Annotated in this window: 16 protein-coding genes and 1 pseudogene; 10 read left to right on the top strand and 7 right to left on the bottom strand. The window is 66.8% G+C overall.

The window, feature by feature from the left end; all coding sequences use genetic code 11:
- The first annotated feature begins 416 nt into the window (after window positions 1-416).
- Window positions 417-1,859 (top strand): aldehyde dehydrogenase family protein, encoded by a 1,443-nt coding sequence (locus AWQ68_RS13305; RefSeq protein ID WP_066939897.1) that lies wholly within the window; start codon window positions 417-419, stop codon window positions 1,857-1,859.
- A 130-nt stretch (window positions 1,860-1,989) separates the two neighbouring features.
- Here the strand turns inward: AWQ68_RS13305 and AWQ68_RS13310 are convergent, their stop codons facing one another.
- Both AWQ68_RS13310 and AWQ68_RS40770 read right to left on the bottom strand, forming a co-directional pair.
- The gene (locus AWQ68_RS13310; protein WP_084463967.1) at window positions 1,990-2,853 is read right to left on the bottom strand and encodes a phosphatase PAP2 family protein; all 864 of its coding nucleotides are present in this window, start codon (window positions 2,851-2,853) and stop codon (window positions 1,990-1,992) included.
- A 975-nt stretch (window positions 2,854-3,828) separates the two neighbouring features.
- Entirely contained in the window at window positions 3,829-4,194 is a 366-nt protein-coding gene (locus tag AWQ68_RS40770; protein WP_084463968.1) for a hypothetical protein, read from the bottom strand.
- 429 nt (window positions 4,195-4,623) lie between these two features.
- Here AWQ68_RS40770 and AWQ68_RS13315 point away from each other — a divergent pair, with 429 nt between their 5' ends.
- Both AWQ68_RS13315 and AWQ68_RS13320 read left to right on the top strand, forming a co-directional pair.
- A complete protein-coding gene (locus tag AWQ68_RS13315) occupies window positions 4,624-5,199 on the top strand; it encodes a GNAT family N-acetyltransferase (protein WP_066939903.1) in 576 nt (191 codons plus the stop codon).
- A gap of 273 nt (window positions 5,200-5,472) precedes the next feature.
- Complete coding sequence (locus AWQ68_RS13320) at window positions 5,473-5,787, top strand: hypothetical protein (RefSeq protein WP_245655895.1); 315 nt, start codon at window positions 5,473-5,475, stop codon at window positions 5,785-5,787.
- A 1,005-nt stretch (window positions 5,788-6,792) separates the two neighbouring features.
- On the opposite strand, the gene AWQ68_RS46160 is transcribed toward AWQ68_RS13320, so the two are convergent.
- The 5 genes from AWQ68_RS46160 to AWQ68_RS13345 form a co-directional block, all read right to left on the bottom strand.
- Window positions 6,793-7,074 carry an aromatic-ring hydroxylase C-terminal domain-containing protein gene (locus tag AWQ68_RS46160; RefSeq protein ID WP_373281520.1) on the bottom strand — a complete coding sequence of 94 codons (282 nt, stop codon included), beginning with the start codon at window positions 7,072-7,074 and terminating at the stop codon, window positions 6,793-6,795.
- A complete protein-coding gene (locus tag AWQ68_RS13330) occupies window positions 7,050-7,256 on the bottom strand; it encodes a hypothetical protein (RefSeq protein WP_066939911.1) in 207 nt (68 codons plus the stop codon). Before AWQ68_RS13330 ends, AWQ68_RS46160 begins: the two co-directional genes overlap by 25 nt.
- Before the next feature lie 151 nt (window positions 7,257-7,407).
- Entirely contained in the window at window positions 7,408-8,019 is a 612-nt protein-coding gene (locus AWQ68_RS13335; RefSeq protein WP_066939914.1) for a TetR/AcrR family transcriptional regulator, read from the bottom strand.
- A gap of 43 nt (window positions 8,020-8,062) precedes the next feature.
- The gene (locus AWQ68_RS13340) at window positions 8,063-8,992 is read right to left on the bottom strand and encodes an MFS transporter (protein WP_066939917.1); all 930 of its coding nucleotides are present in this window, start codon (window positions 8,990-8,992) and stop codon (window positions 8,063-8,065) included.
- Between the two features lie 46 nt (window positions 8,993-9,038).
- The gene (locus AWQ68_RS13345) at window positions 9,039-9,539 is read right to left on the bottom strand and encodes a DUF6653 family protein (RefSeq protein WP_066939920.1); all 501 of its coding nucleotides are present in this window, start codon (window positions 9,537-9,539) and stop codon (window positions 9,039-9,041) included.
- A 638-nt stretch (window positions 9,540-10,177) separates the two neighbouring features.
- Here AWQ68_RS13345 and AWQ68_RS13350 point away from each other — a divergent pair.
- The 7 genes and pseudogenes from AWQ68_RS13350 to AWQ68_RS44875 form a co-directional block, all read left to right on the top strand.
- A complete protein-coding gene (locus tag AWQ68_RS13350; protein ID WP_084463969.1) occupies window positions 10,178-10,885 on the top strand; it encodes a ubiquinone/menaquinone biosynthesis methyltransferase in 708 nt (235 codons plus the stop codon).
- Window positions 10,886-11,068: 183 nt separating this feature from the next.
- Entirely contained in the window at window positions 11,069-11,644 is a 576-nt protein-coding gene (locus AWQ68_RS13355; RefSeq protein ID WP_066940270.1) for a DinB family protein, read from the top strand.
- 192 nt (window positions 11,645-11,836) lie between these two features.
- The gene (locus tag AWQ68_RS13360; RefSeq protein ID WP_174554103.1) at window positions 11,837-13,249 is read left to right on the top strand and encodes a sigma-70 family RNA polymerase sigma factor; all 1,413 of its coding nucleotides are present in this window, start codon (window positions 11,837-11,839) and stop codon (window positions 13,247-13,249) included.
- 125 nt (window positions 13,250-13,374) lie between these two features.
- Complete coding sequence (locus tag AWQ68_RS13365; RefSeq protein WP_066939925.1) at window positions 13,375-13,965, top strand: dihydrofolate reductase family protein; 591 nt, start codon at window positions 13,375-13,377, stop codon at window positions 13,963-13,965.
- A 236-nt stretch (window positions 13,966-14,201) separates the two neighbouring features.
- Entirely contained in the window at window positions 14,202-15,191 is a 990-nt protein-coding gene (locus AWQ68_RS13370; protein WP_281217631.1) for a lysylphosphatidylglycerol synthase transmembrane domain-containing protein, read from the top strand.
- Between the two features lie 165 nt (window positions 15,192-15,356).
- Window positions 15,357-15,863 (top strand): hypothetical protein, encoded by a 507-nt coding sequence (locus AWQ68_RS13375; protein WP_157545264.1) that lies wholly within the window; start codon window positions 15,357-15,359, stop codon window positions 15,861-15,863.
- A 383-nt stretch (window positions 15,864-16,246) separates the two neighbouring features.
- Window positions 16,247-16,618: pseudogene (locus AWQ68_RS44875) on the top strand (HTTM domain-containing protein); the annotation flags it as partial.
- Between the last annotated feature and the right edge of the window lie 39 nt (window positions 16,619-16,657).

The following is a 16,657-nucleotide window of genomic DNA, read 5'->3' on the forward strand; positions in this document are numbered from 1 at the left end:
GTGTTTGACGAGCAGGAAGGCGCTGCGCAGGTTGCCGGCCATGACAGTGGCCCAGACGTCGGCGGTGGTGTCGTGCACGTTCTTGCCGACCGGCCCACCGAGCCCGCGCGGACGACGGCGACGTCGATGCTCTGGTAGCGAGCAGCCATCGACTGCACCGCGCGGCGCTCTGGTAACGAGCAGCGATCGACTGCACCGCGCGGCCACTTCCAACTCGACGGAGATGCCGGCTGCCCCGACTTGTCGTCGCGGGCACATCTGTGCGCCGGCTCCTGGTGCGACGGCAGCTTTTCGCGCGTGGTCAACGGCCCTACGCGCATAGTCAAGGTGATCGCAGTGGCCGGCCCTCATCCTGGCGGAAGCTCTCGCCGGCGCGGGAGCGCCGAGAGAGTCCACTCGAGCAGGAAGAGGCGGCAGTGGCGACCAACGTCTACATCGACGGGGCATGGGTGCCGGCATCGGGCGGCGTCATCCCGACCCATGACCCCGCGACGGAGGAACTGCTCGAGGAGGTCGGGTTCGCCAACGCTTCCGACGTCGACGCCGCCGTCGCCGCCGCGCGGCGGGCTTTCGAGGATCGGCAGTGGCGGTCGATGCCGCCGGTGCGGCGCGCCCGCCTGCTGTTCGACCTCGCCGACCTCATCGAGGCACACGCCGAGGAGCTCGCCGTCCTGGAGACCCGCGACCAGGGCCAACCGGTCGGCATCTCCCGCGCCGTGAGCGTCGCCGGGGCCGCCGAGCACTTCCGCTACTACGCCGGCTGGGTCACCAAGATCGAGGGTGCCACCACGCCGGTCTCTTTCCCGGACACGCTCCACTACACCCGCCGCGAGCCGGTCGGAGTCTGCGCGTTGATCACGCCATGGAACTTCCCCCTCATGATCTTGGCGTGGAAGCTCGCCCCCGCGCTGGCCACCGGCAACACCGTGGTCATCAAGCCGGCCGAGCAGACCCCGCTCACCTCCATCCGGCTCGTTCAGCTCGCCGATCGGGTGGGCTTCCCGCCCGGGGTGATCAACCTGGTCACCGGCGACGGCTCCACCGGGGCGGCGCTCGCCGCGCACCGCGGGGTGGACAAGGTGTCGTTCACCGGCTCGACCGAGGTCGGCCGCTCGATCGTGCGGGCCAGCGCCGGCAACCTCAAGCGGGTGACCCTCGAACTCGGGGGCAAGGCCCCATCGATCATCGCCGCTGACGCCGACATCGACGCCGCGGTCGCCGGCAACATCGCCGGTAGCACCCTCAACAGCGGCCAGGTCTGCGCGGCGTACACCCGCTTCTACGTCGACCGCAAGCGCGAGGACGAGTTCGTCAGCAAGCTCGCCGAGGGGGTGAGTGGGATGCGACTCGGGCCGGGCCTGGACGAGTCCACCCAGCTCGGCCCGCTCGTCTCCGCCGAGCACCTACGCTCGGTGGAGCAAATGGTCGCTACCGGGCCGGCCGAGGGTGCCGAGCTCGTCACCGGCGGTCGGCGTGCGGCGGGCAAGGGGTGGTTCTTCCAGCCGACGGTCTTCGCCGGGGTGAAGGACGGGATGACGATCGCCACCAAGGAGATCTTCGGTCCGGTGCTGTCGGTGCTCTCCTACGACGACGAGGACGAACTGGCCGCAGTGATTGCCCGGGCCAACCGCACCGAGTACGGCTTGGCGGCGACGATCTGGACCAGGGACCTCGCGGTGGCGAACCGGGTGGCCGAGGGCGTCCGCGCGGGTGCGATCTTCATCAACATGCCGCCGATCCCCGACATGGCTGCTCCCTGGGGTGGGTTCAAGGCCAGCGGCTGGGGCCGGGAGATGGGGTCGTACGCGATCGACGCCTACACCGAGGTCAAGGGCGTCTGGTGCCACTACGGAAGCTGAGTGGGTCGCGCCCGGCCCGGCGCACCCGGGACGTCGCACCAGCACGGCCGAAAGGGAGGAGAGCCGATGGGGAGGTGACTGCGTCGGCGGCTTCTACTTCCCCCAACACCTTGGCTCCGCCCCCGGCCAATTAGTGCCCAGGACCGCTGAGCGTGCAGCCTTGAGTCCGAATGCCGGATCTCGCCCTGCGCCAGCGTTCGGCGAGGCGGCCCCACACTGATGCGGCAGCGATGGAGACGAGGAGCAACACACCGCTTCCGACAATGTCGAGCACGTAGTGGTTCCCTGTGACGAGCACATTTGCCGCCATGGCGAGTGGGAACACCCACGACAGCAGCGCCAATCGCGGGTGAGAGGCCCGAAGCGCGGACCACACGGCATACGCGCACCACGCCGACCATCCCACGTGCAGACTGGGCATGGCCGAGTAGAGATTCTGGCCGTTCCCGGTCCCCTGTGAGGCATGGCTCCCCAGGATGTCGTATTCGGCGACGATGTCGACGACACCCGGCAGGGCGAACCGCGGGGGCGACATGGGCAGCGCCCAGAAGACCGGCAGAACGAGGACGATCATCGCGAGAAGGGTCCGGCGGACCTTGATGTAGACATCGGCGTGCCAGACGAAAACCCATATCAGCACACCGACAAGCACGACGTAGTACAAGCGGTAGTAGTACACCGCCGGCTGGATCAGGGCCGGATGTCCGGTGAGCCACTCGTTCGCCATCTGCTCGATGTCCACGTGGAGGGCGCGCTCCACGGACTGCAGGGCGAGAGCGTTGGCGGTGGCAGACGCGACGTCCTTGCCTGCGAGGGCGTGAAAGTGCGTGAAGAACAGAAACCCGAGCAGCAGAACAATCACTTCAACGAGCACGCCTGGGCGCCCGCGCACGCCTCCGACAAGCGCGCCTGATCGGGCATGCTCGATCAGGCGCGAAAATCGGCCGATGGCAACCTCGCGCCGCCAGTTTCCACGATCCGGCGGTGGGCTCATGCGGTCACCATAGCTGACCATGATTTAGTAGCGGGCGTTCAATTCATCAGGTCTTGGAGCCCGGCTCAACGTAACAGTTTGATGTCGAGCGTCCTTTGTGGATCAGCGTAATTGCGGAGAGCGGCCCGAAGGCGCTCATGGCCGGGACCGGCCCCGCAAAGTCGCCCGATCGCCATCGAGGATCAGCACCACACGCTTGCGACCGTTCTGGTCTCTTCGCTTATTGGAAAGCGCCTCAAGCCGGCACAACTGACCCGGCTCCGGCGGAGGCATTCAGACTGAGGGATGATCAGGAGGCAAGGCATACGTGTCGCGCAGGGAAGACCAGGTCACGGGCTGATCGTCGTGCAATTGGCGTGCGATTAGACAGGGTGACGAGTGGCCGGCCACGGTCACTCACGACCGCCCCGAAGCCCAACTCGGCGGCCCTACGAGCCGAAATCTATGCCCTTCCCAGCTGCACATGGGGATTGCCCCGGGGTCTATAGCCTCCTGTCACTGCCGACTACCATCACAGGGTGAGACACGATGTCGGGCAGCTTCCCGATGGGTGGACCTTAGCGCGCGTCGCCGAGGTGGCCGTGGCTGACTCGGCTGAGTTGTTGCCTCTCGACACCCCCGTGTTTCTAGACGATCTAGACGGCCGAGAGAAAGTCCCAGTCTCGCTGATCATCAAGGTCGGAGGATTGTGTCTGGCACGTGACGCCCGAGACGGTGAGTATCTCATGGGAGAGATTCATGATTCGGAGTCCGTCTGCTGCTGGTCTTCTTACGGAGACGATCTAGCAAAGGCATTAATGGCGCTTTAGCCGCCGAGTCGCATTCCTGGTTGCAGTTCCAGGTGATCCAGGACGGTTCAAATCGGATTACGTACGAGCTCTGACCTGCATTGAACTGTGCGGAACTACGGCAAGCCCGATCTTTTGATCCGCGGATTCATGAGTTGACCTTTGAACTTGCTCCTCTTGCAGGACATCACTCCCACGAGCCTGGCGCGGCAACGATGAGATCTTCAGGCCGCGGGAGCGTGGCCGGCTCATCTTCGACGGAGTAGACCTCAAGACACGAAAGATGGCCTTCTTCGACGAAGAGCAAGACGCCATCGCTGCGCCCACGTACGTCGGCGGAAATCAGCACGCCGTCTTGCACCGGTGAGGTGAGTGCGCGAGGTTCTGTTCCCGCGCGAAGGTCCACTGTCGCGCACCCGCATGCGCATCGCCCGCTGACAACTGCCGAAGGAACCTGAGCCCGAAGTTCGTCCGCGCCGGGGAAATCCTGCGCGAGGAGTGCCAGGATGACGGCCTGCTCCTCGACTGACAGATGACGCTCGCTACTCGACACGGCGTCACGGTAGCGGATGGGCCTACGGGATATGTCCCGGATGATCTCCCCCCGGCCGCCGTACGCCAATAGCTTGTCGAGCAGGTCAGTGGCATACGGCAGAGGAAAGGAATCACCCACTTCTCAGCAGCGGCGCGCCGCGCCGCCATACGCACCGCGCCAGTGTCCTCGTGCCGCGCTGCGGCCTCGGGGCCGGTCGCGACACGGGCGCCGAGGGGGGCATCGCCGTATGCGGCCCCGCCGTACCCAACGAACTCGCCGACCACCGGCACACCGCCGCCAGTCACTCAATGACCGAGCCCAACCACCATGCAGGGTGCACGTCCTTCGAGCCGACGCTGCCGGGCCGCTTCCATAGCACATCCCGCTCTCAGGACGTCACTCCTGGCAATTACCGGATCTATCAGTGCCTATGCCAACCTCTACGCCATGCACATCCGATTCGGCACCCAAGACGACGCCGAGCGCATCGCAGAACTGCACACCCATAGCTGGCAGACCGCCTACAGCGAAATCATGCCCGCCAGCTACCTGAACGGGTCACTACTCGACGAGCGCAAGGTCATGTGGAAAACCCGGCTTACTGCCGTCGCCCCTGAGTCGGATCACGCCTCCTGCCTGCTCGTCGCCGCCGAGGGCACCACCCTCGTGGGATTCGCCTACCTCACCCTCGAATCTGACGGCCGTGTCCTACTCGACAACCTCCATGTCCGACCCGGGCTCAAACGTTCCGGTATCGGCCGCCGACTCGTACACCGCGCTTTCTCCTGGGCTGCCACGCATCATCCCGGCAGGGTGATCTACCTTGAGGTACTGCGTGACAACGTCTCCGCGATCGCCTTCTATCAGCGACTCGGCGGCCGCCTCACGAAGGAATTCGTTGAACGGTTCGCCGCAGGGTTCGAATTGCCCGTCATCGAATACACATGGAGCCCGGACCTCGTCGAAACCCTTGCGCTCCTTGCGTCCGAGACGCCTCCGGCGGGGGCCTCCGTCTCCGGGTGATCGTGGAGTTGGCATCCAATGGCCGAGGAACGAGTATCGCCACAGGGTGGCCGATCTCTGCCGTGATTAGGGACGATTGAAGTTCCGGAGTTCGTTTTCACACCCCTGTCACCGAGTAACGTGGCGGATCGCCGCGTGTTGCGTGGTGGTTCCGATTCTCCTCGGAGACCGACAGGAGCATGAGAATGAGCGTGGCGATGACCGGGCACAGGGCTGATGCGCGTACCCGGGCGTAAGGAAGTAGCAAGGGGCGGCCTCTGGGGTCCCGTTCTGGTGAACCTCGGACTCGGTGTGCCCGCGGGTGTGCCGCTCTATCTGGCGTGGTGGCTGCTGACCAAGTACATGCCGATGGACTGCAAGAGGCCGGAAGACCTTACCAAGCCGGAGCTCACCAACTGCAACTACACGACCCTCGATCATGCGTCCGGCATCATGTTTCTCCTGGCCGTGACCGGCATATTCACATTGGCATTCGTGGCCATGATCGACGTGATCATCCCGCTCCAGCGTGGACGAAGGCTAGCGGCATGGCTCGGCGCGGCTACGCTCATCCCCGTCCCTTTCGCGATTTTCCTGGCGCTGGCCTGACGGCTGGTACCGCCTTGGTCCGTTTACGCAAGATCATTCGCATGCCACCCGCCAGACCTAGCGGTGATCAAGGGGGAGCCACAGGGAAAGAGGGCGATAACGAAGAGAGCCCCTGGACTGGCATTTCTGCTAGCCAGGGGCTAACTGATCGCAAGCCATCGAGCTGTAGGACATCGACCTCTGCCGCAGCTCGTTCGTGCATCCGCTCGACCCGTTACCCGGCGGCATCCTTAGAATCACGGCCGCCCTGCTTCCGCATGAGATATGAAACTCCAGCCACCAGCTTGAACAGGATCCCAAGCGAGAGAAACACCCACATGCCCGTCAGCCATGCATCCGGCATCGGACCATGAAACCCAGAAAGTCCGAACACTCCGCCGGACATGGTCCAGCCGCAGAAGACGAAAAAGAACGCAGACCCGAGCTGATACCAAACGGATCGCCGCACATTCATATCGCAAACTCTCTCATCCCATCCCTCCGATCAAAAGAGCACCTCCGGCGGGGCACGCCGGCTCCAGGGGCGATCACCGTGCGCGGGCAACATCCTTAGATGGCTGAGTGGAAGTCTGATCGTCCCACCAGGCACGACCCAGGCAAGCCCAGAAGGCCGGTTCCTACGGCTCAAGCCCGTCTGTGACCGTCGGCGTCCAATGGTCGAACGGCAACCGGCTGACAGAGACAGTGAGGACGGGCTTGCCTCTCCCCCGCCGGCCCGTTGCCGCTTCGCGGTAGGTCGCGGCAGACGGGATGGGATCTCGATCTCCTGTCACGACCGCTTCCCAGCAGCAGCCGCATGAACGCGAAGGTGGTCGTCACGGCGAGGTGGACCAGACGCGGCAGCATGACGGATCATCATGCCTCGGCGGCGTAAGTCGTGCGGCCCCCAAGATCGAACCATGTGATCATCGATCGATACCTGACGTGCACGGATGGATTTCCGGCACCCGCGGTGCGCGCGGCATCTCTCCGTAGTACGTGACAGAGCCGGGAGATGGTGGAGCCTCAGCCCGGGCTGAACCAGCGGGTGAGGGCTTTCTTCAGGCTGTCGGGGTCCGCGCCTGCCCAGGCGACGTAGCCGTCGGGTCGGATGAGCAATGCGGGTGCCGGGAAGTCGTCGGCGGTCGCGGTCACGCGGTGCACTCGGTCATTCCAGGACTCTGCGGTGGCGGCGAGGTCGTTCCCGCCGGTGAGGTCAAGGAGCAGGGGGCGGGCGTCGCGCAGGAGCTCGGCCAGGCGCCGCGTGTGCCCGTCGTCGGTGGTCAGGTTGATGGTGGCACGAACCAGCCGGTGGGGGCAGCGGGGTTTTCCTCGCCCATGTCGTAGCGGACATCTGCGCCCGCCATCAGGGCGGCGACCATGTGCATGTTCTCGGGGCGCTCGAGGAGTTCTGCGAAGAGCTGTCGTAGCGCGATGACATCGCCTCCCGGTGCCATCAGAGCGGTCGCGGCCTGGGTATGCATGAGCACGCGTTCGCCGCTCGCGTGGCGTTCGGTTTCGAGCTTCGGGCCAGCAGCAGCCGCCCTCCGAAACCGGCAGAGTCGATCTTGTCCGCCTCATCGTCCAAGGGCCCCCTGCAGGTACAGGCAGTCGGGGTTGTGCGGACCGTTTATGCGCGGGTCACTTTTGCTGGGTGAGACCTGAGGCGACGATGTCGACGAGCAGGTCGAGGGTCTTGCGGTAGAGATCGGGGTCACCGAGCCGGTCGGCGAACATCGGCACCAGCAGCACGCACTGCAGTACGCCGATGATCACGGCCGGGTCGGCGGGGACGAGCTCACCGCGACCGGAGCGGTCGGCGACGAACTCCGTCAATGCCGTGACAGGGTTGTCGCTCATGGCGGTGACACGTGCCGGGTCGAGCTTGCGAGCCACAGCCTGCATCTCTTCCGGGTGGGTCATCAGGCGGCGCCACAGCGGGTTCGCCGACAGCTCGGCGAGGGTGGCGTGCAGAAAGCGGCGCAGCCCCTCGCGCGGGTCGTCGGTGCTCAGCAGGCCGCCGTCGATGACCCGGCGCTTGACCTCGCCCGACTGGCGGATCATCAGCTCCAGATACAGCGCTTCCTTGGAGTCGAAGAAGACGTAGAAGCTGCTCTTGGCCACTCCGGTGGGGGCCATCAGCTCCTCCAACGAGGTCTTGCGCAGCCCTTGGGCGGTGAAGAGCTTCTCTCCGGTCTCCAGGAGCAGGGCGGTGATGTGGGCCTTTTCCTCGGCGGTGAACGCGGGCGGCATCGGAGACAACCTTCCTTCAAGCGAACGCTTTGTTCATATGTTTTCACGGTTGCGTGCGGACGTGGCCTTTGGAATGGGGACGTGGGCTGCGGCGGGCCGGGCCCGGATCAGGGACAGTGCGAGGACCGCGGCCGCCACCGACAACGCCGCACCGACCGCCATGCCCACGGACATCGACCCGGTGAAGGCCGCCCGCGCGGCGACGCAGCATCGGGGCGGGCGCCCGCAGTTCCCAGACCACGAAGACGGCCATGACTCCGAGCCCGAACGCCAGCACGCCCATGGTGGCGAGGCCGTCCCAGCCGTGCTCGGACGCGGCGATGACCGCGTACGCCACGGCCACCATCCCCACCGTGCACAACACTGCGCCGAGCACGTCGGCACGGCCGGCCCTACCGGTGGACTCGGGCATCAGCCACGCCGCGGCGGCGATCGCCACGACGGCGACGGGCACGTTGACCAGGAACACCGACCCCCACCAGAAATGCTCCAGCAGGAAGCCGCCCAGCGACGGCCCGATCAGGATGCCGGCCAACGAAACCGCGCTCCAGGCGGCGATGGCCTTGCGCCGCTCGCTCTCGTCGAAGACGGTGACCAGGATGGACAGGGTGGCAGGCATGACCAGCGAGCCGCCGACGCCCATCAGCGCCCGCCCGGCGATCAGGATGGCGGGCGAGGTCGCCCGCGAGGCCAGCAGGGACGCGACGGCGAACACGGCCAGGCCGGTGATCAGCATTCGCTTGCAGCCGTAGCGGTCCGCCAGTCCTCCCGCTGTCAGCAGCAGGCCGGCGAAGGCGAGCGTGTAGGAGCTGATGATCCACTGGATGTCCTGCGGGGACGCGCCGAGTGCGCTCATCAGCGAGGGGATGGCCAGGTTGAGAATGGTGTTGTCGATCACCAGGACGAGCAGGCTCAGGCAGAGCGCCGCCAGGATCCACCAGCGGCGCGGGTGCGCCGTCCCAGGGGTGTGCATGATGGTCTCTCATCTTCTTTCGGGCACGGTGCTGCGGTAGCAGGGGTTACGCAACGTCGCCCTCTGCGGCGGCCCGCCGCAGGCCCTCTTCATAGATGGCGACGAATCGGTCGATCTGCCACAGCTGGGAGATGAAGACGAGCGCCCAGCCGAAGACGGCGGGCCAGGCCTCGACGCGGACCAGGCCGTACACCATGATCGCGGCACCGACGGCGGCCATGGCGATCAGCCACCGAATCGCGGGCCGGTGCGCCTCGGCCGCCAGTGACCGGTCGGCGGCGTACATCTTCTCGCCGTAGATGCCCTTCTCCGCCCAACTGCGCGGCTCGTGGACCGGCTTGAACGCATGCGGGTTGATCCACATCCAGATCACGCCCGCCACGATCGGCGCCAGCGCCCACCAGCCGAGCTCGTCACGGAAGTAGATCGGCAGCAGGATCGGCGCCAGCCCGGCCATCCGAGTCCACACGCTCCAGGCGTTGGCGTGCCGCTTCCAAGAGTCGTCGTTGAGTCCGAACGTCGCAGCGGCGGCCTGGGTGAGCTTCATCGTTGCTCCTCGAAGGGGGGAATCGGCCGGGCACCTCCCGGCCATGCGTCCATAAAATCAGGTTGGAAATTTGTTTTCAAGCGACCATCCCATGCCGAACGCGCCCTGCTGGGCCAGAGAGTCTGCCTGCCGGGTCGCCGGGAAGAAGTCTCACCCCCGGCCACTTCTCCCCCACCCCGAGCCGGTCCAGCGCCGCCTGCGCGGTGGGATGGATGCCGAAGGCGGTGCCGTACCGCTCCACCTCGGAGCGCCGTTCAAGGACCCTCGTCGGCCGCGGGGTGGTGGTGCCCGCCGGAATCGGCTGGGGCCTCGCGGCGTGGTGTGTGGTGGGCGGCGTCCCTTCTCGTGCCGTTCCCGTTCTTCGCCGGAACGATCTCCGGGGCACTCATCATCGTGGCGGCGCGGAAGAAGGATCGGCCGGGAGCGGCCCGAGACCAGGAGACGGCCCCTGCGTGATTCGCCCGCCCCGCCGGGGGCTCCCGTTCAGAGGGTGGTCAACAATAGGACCCCTGCTGGGCCTGGAGGGACTGGCCGTCGTCGAGGTCAACACAGCCCCACCTTCGGGCCGGTGAGAGCGAGTCGCCGTCTCGCCCAGGCCGAGTCGACATTGAGCATTCCTGATGGAGGAGGTCTTAGAGGTGACGAATGACCGCACGCCCCGCGGCAAAGGCTCACAGGTACACGGGATCTTCGAGAAGATCGCCGGATACTACGACCGGATGAATTTCGTCATGACTCTCGGCCGCCATGGACAATGGTGCCGCGAGGTGGCCGCGCGTGTCGCGCCTGCCGCTGGCGGACAGCTCTTGGACCTGGCCACAGGGACAGGTGTGATCGCTTTGGAGGCGGCACGGAGATATCCTGCCGCCACCGTGACGGGCGTCGACTTCTCCGAGGAGATGCTGAGTCGTGCGATGGCCAAGCCCGGGGCGGACGCGGTTCGATGGCAGCATGCGGATGCGGCCCGCCTGCCGTTCGAGAACGAGTCTTTCGACGGGATCACCGTGGGTTATCTCCTCAGGAACGTCGAAGACCTGGACGGAGTGCTTCGCGAACAGTACCGAGTTCTCAAGCCTGGCGGCCGGATCGTGATCCTCGAAACGTGCCCCCCGAGCGGCCTGGTGAAGCCGGTCATGGAGTGGGGAGTTCGCGTTCTTGTTCCGCTGCTGGGGCAGGTCGTGGCTCGCGACCGATCGTCTTACAGCTATCTCGAATCCAGCACGCTCGCCTTCAAATCACCACAACATATCGCCGGCATTCTGCGTGGACTCGGGTTTCAGAACATCGGATGGCGCAAGAAGTTCTTCGGCACGAACGTCATACTGTGGGCCGCCAAGCCGAGGTGACGGAGTCGACGGGCCGAACCGAAATGCGGCCCTGACCTTCCCCGAGCGTCACCGTCCTTAAGCGGTTTCATTTCCGGGATCATCCCTGCCGGGCTGCTCATCCCGGCGAACATCACCGCCAGACGACAAGGTCTCCGACACAAGACCCCATAACGGGTGCAGTGACGCATGTACGCTGACGCCATGGCCGACAGCGACGCGAAATGGACACAGCCTCCATGGGAGCCGCCGCTCGCCGGCACGGAGGCGGAGCACCTCGCCGGTGCGCTGGACCGCCTGCGCTCGACCTTCCGGTGGAAGGTCGACGGCCTCGACTCGGCCGGGCTACGGGCCCGCGTCGGCGCTTCGTCGCTGACCCTCGGCGGCCTGCTCAAGCACCTCGCGTGGGTCGAGGAGCAATGCTTCAGCACCAAGCTCAGCGGCACACCGCTCGGCGCCCCGTGGGACGCTGTGGACTGGACGGCCGACCCGGACTGGGACTTCGCATCGGCCGCCGAGGACGCTCCCGCACAGCTCTACGCGCTCTGGGACGGCGCCGTCGCACGCTCCAGGGCGAAGTTCGACGCCGCCCTGCTCGACGGCGGGCTCGACCAGCTCGTCCACCTGGCCTGGCCCGATGGTCGACGGGCCAGCCTGCGGCGCATCGTGTGCGACCTGATCGAGGAGTACGGCCGGCATACCGGCCACGCCGACCTGCTGCGCGAGGCCGTGGACGGGCGCGTCGGGGAAGACCCGCCGCTCGCATGGCGCCCGGTCTGACGGGGCGTCCACGGAACGCGCCCGCCATCTCTGGTCGATCCGCAGGTCAAGCACCCTACGACGACTTCTGACTCGGCACAGTCCCATGGCAGGCCTGAAACGTCTCGGCGAAAGCCCGTAACGTATTAGCGCTTGCTGGGCGCGAGGGTTGATCGTAACGCCCACCCGGCGTGACGTAATGGAGTGCTGAGAATGTCCGAGGACGTGTGCCGCAGCTGCGGCAAGCCGCTGCCGAGCCGGATGGGCAAACCGGGTCGGTCGTCGGTGTACTGCTCGGGCGCATGCCGGCAGAGGGCGCACCGGTCGCGGCAGGCCGCACCAGGAGAGCAGGCGGTGCGCGAGCTGATCGCCGAAGTCCAACGGCGGGTCCAGCTGCTGGTTCCGCAACCACCGGAGGTGTTCTATTCCGAGGTGACGGCATTGTCGTCCTCGATCGGCAGGTTGCGCCGCATCGCCCGGAGCGCCCATGACGCCGCCCGGATCGCCGTGGTCGGGCGGAGGCCGCGTACGGCCGTCGAAATCGTCACGCCGGAAACGGTGACGAACTCGACGAACGACTCCGGGCCGCACATCCGACCGGACGAGGAGCAGGCCGCCGCGGCTTTCTCCGCCGTTCGCTCGGGGGACGAGTCGATGTTCGCCCAGGTGGTCGAGCCGTACCGGCCGGAGCTGCAGGTGCACTGCTACCGGATGGTCGGCTCCTACGACGACGCCGAGGACCTCGTGCAGGAGACGTTCCTCAAGGCCTGGCGCAGGCGCGACGGCTTCGAGGGGCGGTCCACCGTACGCGCGTGGCTGTATCGGATCGCCACCAATGCCTGCCTCGACTTCCTGCGGCGACACACGCGCCGGCCGCAGCACTACGAGGCGCTGCCGGGAATGGAGCACGGCAGCGGGGAGCCTCCCGCGCGCGTCACCTGGTTGCAGCCCTACCCCGACCGGCTCCTGGAAGGGGTGGTCGCGGACGAGGTGGGGCCGGACGCGGCGGTGGTGTCCAAGGAGACGATGGAGCTGGTGTTCCTGACCGCGATCCAGCATCTGCCGCCCCGCCAGCGTGCGGTACTGATCCTGCGGGACGTGCTCGGTTGGCCGGCCACCGAGACGGCGGAACTGCTGAAGCTCTCCGTCCCCGCGGTGAACAGCGCGCTGCAACGGGCTCGGCCGACGATACGCGGGCATCTCCCCGAACGCCGTACGGAATGGACGGCCTCGGAGACGCTCGGCCGTGAGGAACGCGCGATCGTGCGACGCTACATGGCGGCCGCCGAACGGGGCGATATCAGCGCGATGGCCGAGTTGCTCAGCGAGGACGCGCGGCTGACGATGCCGCCGAACCCGCTGTGGTTCGTGGGCCGTAGCGCGATCCTGTCCTTCGTCGCGCCGGTGTTCGATTCCGGCTCGCCTCAATATCTCGGACGCTGGCGGCACCTGCCGACCCGAGCCAACGGGCAGCCGGCCCTGGCCGGCTACGTGCAGCGGCCGGGCACGACGGTTTACCGCGCGCAGAACCTCGATGTGATCCGGATCGCCGACGGGAAGATCGTGGAGATCACCACGTTCGAGCCTCACCTGCTCCCCGCGTTCGGCCTGCCGCTGAAGTTGTGAGCTACGCCGCGGCGGCCGACACGACAGCGGACCGATGAGTTCTCCGGACCGGATGCGTCTCAACGTTCGACCTTCGCCCGCGGGGGGCACCTGTCACCCGCGGCACGTGAGAACGGAGAGACACCATGGCCACAGTGATCGCCAACATGTCGATGTCGCTGGACGGCTTCGTCGCCCACCCCTCCAGTGGGGTGGAGCGCCTGTTCGGCTGGTACTTCAACGGTGACGTCGCCGTCCCGACGGCCGTCCCGCAGTTCACCTTCCAGATGTCCGAGGCGAGCGCGGGTCTGTTGCGCGACGCGACCGCCGGGGTCGGCGCGCTGGTCTCCGGCCGCCGCACCTTTGACGACGCGAAGGGCTGGGGCGGCAAGCACCCGATGGGCGCCCCGGTCTTCGTCGTCACTCACACGGTGCCGGACGGCTGGCCGCAGGACGACCCGAACATCATCTTCGTCACGGACGGCGTCGAGAGCGCCGTCGAGAAGGCGAAGGCCGTCGCCGGCGAGAAGATCGTCGCGGTGGCGAGTGCCGACATCACCCAGCAGTGCCTCAACGCGGGCCTGCTGGATGAGGTTCACGTGGACCTGGTGCCCGTGTTTCTCGGTGAGGGCACCCGCTTCTTCGACAACCTCGACGGCATCATCGAACTGGAGGACCCGCTGACCGTCGCAGGGACCGGTGTGACACACCTGCGTTACCGGCTGAAGGGCCGCTGAGCGTCCCCGGATGGGTGGTCCTGCCCGCTCCCGAACTCCGGCGGGCAGGACCGCCACCACCTCTTTGGTTCCCGCCGCGTTGGGATCATTGCTCAAATGCGCAAGTCTGCGAGTATCCTTCCTTGAGACGCGACGGTGGATCGGCCCGGCGAATTGGGGACAGGGGCGGAGAATTGGCCTTGGAGACCATGCCGGCGGAGGTGACAGCGAGCCGCTCGTCTCTCCGCCGGACTGTGATGTCGCTGATCTCTTTGACTTTGGCGGCGACGCTCATCTTCTTCCTGCCGCACATCGCCGGAGTCACGTGGCAGGAGCTCTACCACCGCTTCTCGCGGATCGGCTGGGGCACGATGGCAGCGCTCACCGGACTGTGGGTGACCGGGCTGTGCGCCTACTCGGTTGTGCTCAGCGGCTCCCTGCCCGGGTTGAGCAAGCGTCGGGCGCTTCTGGTCAACTGTGTCGGCAGCGGTGTCAGCAACGTACTGCCCTTCGGCGGAGCCGTGGGCGTCGCCATGACGTTCACGATGACGGCCGGATGGGGCTTCAGACGGCGGCCCGTAGTGGTCTCGACCGTGGTGACGGGTGTGTGGAACATGCTCGCACGGTTCCTCCTCCCCGCCGTGGGGCTCATCTGCCTGGTCGGTACGGGGCGGGTGCCGGACAACCGGCTGGCCGTGGCCGCCGGCACCGGCGGCGCACTGCTCCTCGGTGTCGTGGTCGCCATGTCGGCCGCCCTCTACCGGGAAGGCGTGGCCGACATGCTGGGCAGGGGGCTGGATCGGGTGGTCGGACGGCTGCCGATCAAGTCCAAGCCCAGCCTGCGGGACGGCCTGATCGACCTGCGCCGCTCCACCATCGAGATCACCCGCACCAAGTGGCCACAGCTCACGCTCGGCATGATCGGCTACATGGCGCTGCAGTGCGTCCTGTTCATCGGCTGCCTGGAGGCGACCGGCGCCAGGATCCCCATCCCCGAAGCGGTCGCCGCCTTCGCGATCAATCGGGTGCTGACCACCGCCGTCATCACACCCGGAGGCTCGGGGATCAGCGAGTCGGCGACCGTGTTGGCACTGCTCGGCTTCGGCGTGGCACCCGGGGTGGCCACGGCCGCCGTGCTGCTGTTCTGGTTCTTCGCCCACCTGATCGAGATTCCGGTCGGCTGGCTGTCCTGGACCCTCTGGTCGCTGACCGCGCGGGCACAGCGGGTGACTCCGCAGGAGACTTAATAAGCGAGTTCCGCCTTCGCGGCGATCTGGAAAACGTCTCCAAAATTTCAACCTGGCTGCTTCTGCGAGCACTCACCCGCCGAGGAACTTGCCCGGAATTCACGCGTTTGCCGAGAAAGGTAAAGACGCGGCGCGTTCAGAACCGGCTGGGTAAACTCACCACTCATGATCACGCGAGGCGAACGGCCCGCCATGCCCCCCTCCGCCGAGCCCGCCGGCCCGCCCGTCACCAGGCAAACCTCCCTTTCCGCCCGAGCCAAGGGCGTACGGCTGATGGCTGCCGTGGTCGGTGTCGCGCTGCTCTGCGTCGGGACCTTCTGGGGGGACGACGACGCCTTCCCCTTCGGACCGTTCCGGATGTACTCCACCAGCACCCCGCCCAACGGGAACATCCATGTGATGGCGCTGGAGGCCCGGATGCCGGACGGCTCATGGCGGGAGGTGCCGCTCGACGCGCCCGTCGTGGGCGTGAACCGGGCCGAAGTGGAGGGCCAGGTCCCGCGTTTCCAGGCCGATCCCGCGCTCGTGGGCAAGCTCGTCGAGGCTCACGACCGGCTGCGCCCCGCGGAGCCGCGCTGGACGGGCGCCCGGCTCGTGATGCGCTATCTCAAGCTCCGCGACCGTAGGTTCGTCGGCACCGAGGAAAGGGTGGTGGCCCAGTGGCTGCGCTGAACCGCTGGTTCTTCGGGCCGGTTCCCCTCGCGCGAGTGGCGGTCTTCCGGATCGCCGCGTACCTGTTCATCCCGCTCGACCTGCTGGTGCTCCGCCCGCTCGGGTCCCAGCACGCCTCGGCGACCGACCTGTACAAGCCGCTGATCGTCGCCGAGCTTCTCCATCTGCCCCGGCCGACTCCCTGGTTGATCGTCGTCGTCACCTGGACGTTGATCCCGCTGGCCCTGGCCGCCGCGGCCCTCGCGCCGTCCGGCCGGTGGCAGCGCGTCCTCGGAACGGCCATCTTCCTGCTCTACTTCGAGCAGTTGATCATCAGTTTCTCGTTCGGGAAGGTCGACCACGACCGCATCGCGTACGTGGTGGCGCTGGCGGTCCTGCCGACGGTGGCGGGGGCCCGGTTGCGAGGCTCCGGCTCGGCCGAATCGGCCGCGTGGGCGCTCCGATGCGTACAGATCGCGGTTGTGGCGACGTACTTCCTGTCGGCGTTCGCGAAGCTCCGTTTCGGGGGCATCGAGTGGGTCAACAGCGCGACGCTGGTCCGCGCCGTGATGCGCCGGGGCACCGGGGTCGGCCGGTTGCTGCTCGACTACCCCTGGACGCTGCACTGGGCCCAGTGGGGGATCATGCTCATGGAGCTGAGCTCGCCCGTGGTCCTCGTCCTGCGCGGCCGGTGGCGGTACGCCGCCGTCGGCGTGCTGACCGCGTTCCATCTGATGGTCTACGCCACGATCTCGATCATGTTCTGGCCGCACGTGCTCTGCCTGCTGTTCGCCTTCCTGCCGACAGAGCGTCTC

Origin of the sequence: Microtetraspora fusca, assembly GCF_001570365.1 — a bacterium.
In the GTDB taxonomy this organism is placed as follows: domain Bacteria; phylum Actinomycetota; class Actinomycetes; order Streptosporangiales; family Streptosporangiaceae; genus Microtetraspora; species Microtetraspora fusca.